Here is a 4,418-nt window from a genome sequence, read left to right on the forward strand (position 1 = left end):
CATTTTTCTACACGTATAGAAAAACAAGCAGACGGAGATTTGCCAGCTTTCTACTTGTACATAATGTTATCGTGCAATGTCGAAATGTACACATCAGACATTATATGCGACAAGAAAAACGGCTTGAAAAGAATTAAAGTATATCCAAATTAGTTCTTGCTTGTGGGGATTTGTACTCCCCACAAATAAACGCAATTAAAGCAGAAATGAAGAAAGCAATAATAACATCAGCAACCATAGTTGTGACACTCGGTTTTATGCTATTACGTGATTATCATAACTATTTTTATGGTAAAAGTTTTATAAATTACCATCTGCTTCCTTATGGATTAACTCCTGAATATTACAAGGATTACGTCTTAGAGAATGGCAAAAGTGTACCGATAGAGAGATTCTATTTAATTACGGATCATTCAGAATTCTTTGGTCCAGGCACGACTATCCCTATTGATTCCCCTAATTCAACATTTGATATAGACTCAATAAAAAGTTACTATTACAATAAAGATAGTATTTTTGTATATTGTGTTGACGAGGAAAACAGGCCTCATTGGATTATACCTGTCAGAGAGAAAGACGGCTGGGTGGTTTTTGATGAAATAAAAAATGTCCAAATAAATAATTTGGCTAAATACAAATGTGTTTCAGACTTTTATGATTAATGACACATAATCATTTTTATACAGAAAAACTGCACCTTCCACCAATCAGAAAGCGCAGTTTCTGCCAACCACACATACCGTTTTAAATCTGAAAACGGACGTATGTTCTGTCGTCAAAACTATTGTTGCCCTCAACCATAGCCTTTGTAGCCATATTCTTGTCGTAGCACAGGGGGTCTTCCTTCAGAATGGCAGCAAGGTGTGCCTCGGTATCGTAGAGCGTAGGGCACAATACCGGATAACCGTCTGATGCCAGAATAACATCGCCGCTATAATCGGCAAGCGAAATAGTCTTTATGTGTTCGCCAACGATTTTAAAACCGTCAACCACCCCATAGGCAAACTCGCCGGCATCCGGGTTGTTCTGGCATACACATTGCTGTTTAAGCAGCGGCATTATAGCCTTGCGCCCCGTATCGTCGGCAAGCAACTGGCCAACCGTCTTTCCGCCAAGCATCTCGAGCCTTAGCATCGTGCTTCGCATCTTGGCAAGAGCAGCCTCGAGCGGCTTGCTGTTCTCGTAGAGCGTGCCGCCAACCTTTGCCAAGCAGTCGCCTATCTGCCAAATCTCGCGGCGATAGTCCGAATAGATAACCACGCTACACGTCGGTCTGTCGGCAGGATTTTCTTTCATCCTATCCATCAATCCGTTAGAATTATAAAAGTCGGCAATAGTGTTAGTCATAAGTCTTGCAGCCTGCCCCACGGTACTACGGCGCGACATCTCGGCTATGCAATCGCCCACAAGTTTGGCTGCAACAAACCCCGAACGCATCCCGCCGAATGAAAAGTTACCCTTGCTGGTAGAGCCATCGATAACCGCCACATAGTCGTCGGTAATTACAAGTCTGTCTTCGCAAGGCTGCGTATCGTTTTTTCCTTTTGAAAACTGTTCAATTATATCCATACTACGCTTTATGTCAGTATATTTGAATGATTTTTTGTAGTTTCGCGCCACAAATTTAATATTTTTTTTCTTTATGACATTATTTTTATTTATCTTTGCACCCCGAAATAGAACTGAAAAAGTAATAAATTTTAAACTAAATAAGAAAAAATGATCGTAGTTCCAGTAAAAGAGGGCGATAGCATCGAAAAGGCTCTTAAGAAGTTCAAAAGAAAGTTCGAGAAGACAGGTGTTGTTAAAGAGTTGAGAGCACGTCAGCAGTTTGACAAGCCATCTGTTAAGAACCGTCTTAAGAGAGAGAAGGCTGTTTATGTACAGCAGCTTCGCCGTGTTGAGGAATAATATTTTATTCAGTCAAGCATAAAAAAATCCCATTCACATTTTGTGAGTGGGATTTTTTTTGTACTTTTACACCACTTATTATAAAAAGCACAAAATAAGCCATATTTAAATCGATAATTATCAAACAAATATGAAATCACGTTTAACTGTATTTATAATACTCGCAATGTGTGCCGTGTTCTCGTATGCGCAGAACTATGTCTATTCCGTAACAGCCGGAACATCGTGGGCACGAGAGGAGTTCCACAAGCAAGAAAGAATGCAGCGCAACCTTAACAAGCAGTTGCCGCCACTCGGAAACGGAGCACCCGACTTCAGACGCACATTCAACAATATCGTATATGCGTACCGCAAGCATAATACATACAACGACAGTATCTTCATGAACATGAGCCACGACAAGTGGACAAACATGTTTAAGCGCAGGGCACGAAAGTATTCGGACATCTACACTTCTACAAACATGGAGATAACAAAACTGAAGGACTACTTCGAGAGCGACAGCGTACCCGAGGCTGCATACGACTCGCTGTACTACTGGACGCGAAACATGTACCATCGCAACATTAACGACATATTCCTGTACGAGAACCTTATGGATATTCTGCTGCCCCACTACGAGGAGAAGCAGGATATCGAGCACCTTATATTCTGCTACATGTGCTCGGGACTTCTTAACTACCAATGTTCGCGAATGGGCGACCGCGAGGCCGAAATGCGCTCGGAACTATACTATCACAAGGTTATGAACCTGAGCGACCGCTTTCCACACTTCCGCAATCCGCTTAACCGCTTCTACTTCATAGCAGCATTCGTAAACCTGTCGCTACTGCACACACAGGCCGGCAACATATCGCTTGTAGAGAGTCGGGAGATTGCAAACAACATCCAGAAGATGTACGCAACACGCGAGGTTCGCGAGATTTTCCGCCGCGACAGTCTGCTTAACGAATTTGCAAAATGGAGCATCGACCTGTTCCACTTCCGAGGCATTGCCACTTACATAAGCCGCGGACAGAACAATCCGGAACTACGCGACCAACTCTACGATGCCTATATTGCCACTTGCAAGAGAATTAACTATAAGTTCGAAGAACAGAAAAACAGATACTACAGTCTGTTACGCTACGATGACCTCCTGATTGAGGCGTACATGGGACATATAAGTTGGGACAAGGCTCTTGCCCAAATTAACAAACTGACGGAAAACGACCCTAACCTGCAATTCGACCCCGGCGCGCCGAAGTTGAAAATCAACTACATGAACAATCTGTTCGAGACCGAACTAGCCGTGCTTGAGCACACAACCATGAGCGAAAAGAAACGCGGCATATACATGAAGAATCATCTTAACAACCTGCTCGACATCTTCTCGCGCTATCCACACGGTCAGTATCCGTTCGAGAAGGGAATGATTCTGTCTAACATCGCAACACGCCCTTCAATACTTAAATATCTCTCATCTAAAGAGCGTCGCGAGCTTCTGTTCTCGCTCATCGTCGTAGAACAGCCAACAACATACGTTCATGTATCAATGGTTGCCGACCTTTCAAAAATTCTGGCAGAGGGCATGATAAAGAACCATCCTGAGTTCTTCGCTGGAATTCCGGGATATCCAACGGCATACGATGTGGTTGAGAAGAAGGATTCGCTCATAGACTTTGTGTACTATGCCGCCATCTATCACGACCTCGGAAAAATCTGTATGCCAACAATTATAAACAACTGTTACAGAAAGTTGACGAACCACGAGTTCGACATCATTCAGATGCACCCTGAAAAATCACTTCCGTTCTTCGCCATAGACGAGTCGCTGAAGAAATATCAGGACATCGCACTCGGTCACCACAAATGGTTCGACGGCGACGGATATCCGCCTAAATTCAAGAACAGAAAATCGCCGTACTTCCCTATCATCTGTCTCGTAACGGTTACAGACTGTATGGATGCCGCCACCGAGAACATCGGTCGAAACTATCACACTCCAAAGTCGTTCGAAACGGTGATGCAGGAGTTCGACGAACTTTCGGGAACGCAGTTCAACCCTAAGTTGATATCGTTCATAATGTCGAACAAGGATGTGTATGAGAAACTGAAACAGCATGTAAGTACCGGACGTTACGACAATTACTACAAACTTTACACAAGATACTGGAAGGATAAGGAGAAAGAAAAATAAACAAAAAAGAGGGTGTGTCAAAATAGGCACATCCTTTTTTTTATATCAAAGCCCCGACTTTCTCAAGCCAGGGCTTCGTTATGTCGTAAAGTTTTCGTATCTTTACAACATGCAATATAAAACGCAACAAAGATACCACTTTCGTCCGTATTCTCCAAATCAGACGATACTTTTTCCTCAGAGAATCGACAAGGACATTGCCCAGGACGACCCAGTCCGTCTTGTGAGCAGCGTAGTTAACAGTTTGGACTTGAGCGGTCTTCGCAAGCTGTACAAGGAGCGTGGCCGCAGCCCCTACGACCCGAAGATGCTTCTGGCCGTAGTCATC

At 43.4% G+C, this 4,418-nt stretch carries 4 protein-coding genes and 1 pseudogene; 4 read left to right on the top strand and 1 reads right to left on the bottom strand.

Translation table 11 applies throughout. The features are described 5' to 3' along the window. The first annotated feature begins 206 nt into the window (after positions 1-206). The gene (locus T538_RS0113655; protein ID WP_031534564.1) at positions 207-662 is read left to right on the top strand and encodes a hypothetical protein; all 456 of its coding nucleotides are present in this window, start codon (positions 207-209) and stop codon (positions 660-662) included. A gap of 82 nt (positions 663-744) precedes the next feature. Here the strand turns inward: T538_RS0113655 and T538_RS0113660 are convergent, their stop codons facing one another. Continuing rightward, positions 745-1,569 (bottom strand): hypothetical protein, encoded by an 825-nt coding sequence (locus tag T538_RS0113660; RefSeq protein WP_051656120.1) that lies wholly within the window; start codon positions 1,567-1,569, stop codon positions 745-747. A gap of 150 nt (positions 1,570-1,719) precedes the next feature. On the opposite strand from T538_RS0113660, the gene rpsU reads away from it, so the two are divergent. The 3 genes and pseudogenes from rpsU to T538_RS18485 all read left to right on the top strand — a co-directional run. Continuing rightward, positions 1,720-1,911 (top strand): 30S ribosomal protein S21, encoded by a 192-nt coding sequence (gene rpsU, locus T538_RS0113665; RefSeq protein ID WP_031534568.1) that lies wholly within the window; start codon positions 1,720-1,722, stop codon positions 1,909-1,911. Positions 1,912-2,041: 130 nt separating this feature from the next. After that, complete coding sequence (locus T538_RS0113670; RefSeq protein WP_081835005.1) at positions 2,042-4,090, top strand: HD-GYP domain-containing protein; 2,049 nt, start codon at positions 2,042-2,044, stop codon at positions 4,088-4,090. Between the two features lie 109 nt (positions 4,091-4,199). Next, positions 4,200-4,418 (top strand): annotated as a pseudogene (locus T538_RS18485) (IS1182 family transposase); the annotation flags it as partial.

Source organism: Bacteroides sp. Ga6A2, from assembly GCF_000702225.1.
Lineage (GTDB): Bacteria > Bacteroidota > Bacteroidia > Bacteroidales > Bacteroidaceae > Ga6A1.

Bases quoted from the DNA above. Each gene is read 5' to 3' on its own strand.
- T538_RS0113655 (WP_031534564.1), top strand. From the start codon at position 207: ATGAAGAAAGCAATAATAACATCAGCAACCATAGTTGTGACACTCGGT.
- T538_RS0113660 (WP_051656120.1), bottom strand. From the start codon at position 1,569: ATGGATATAATTGAACAGTTTTCAAAAGGAAAAAACGATACGCAGCCT.
- rpsU (WP_031534568.1), top strand. From the start codon at position 1,720: ATGATCGTAGTTCCAGTAAAAGAGGGCGATAGCATCGAAAAGGCTCTT.
- T538_RS0113670 (WP_081835005.1), top strand. From the start codon at position 2,042: ATGAAATCACGTTTAACTGTATTTATAATACTCGCAATGTGTGCCGTG.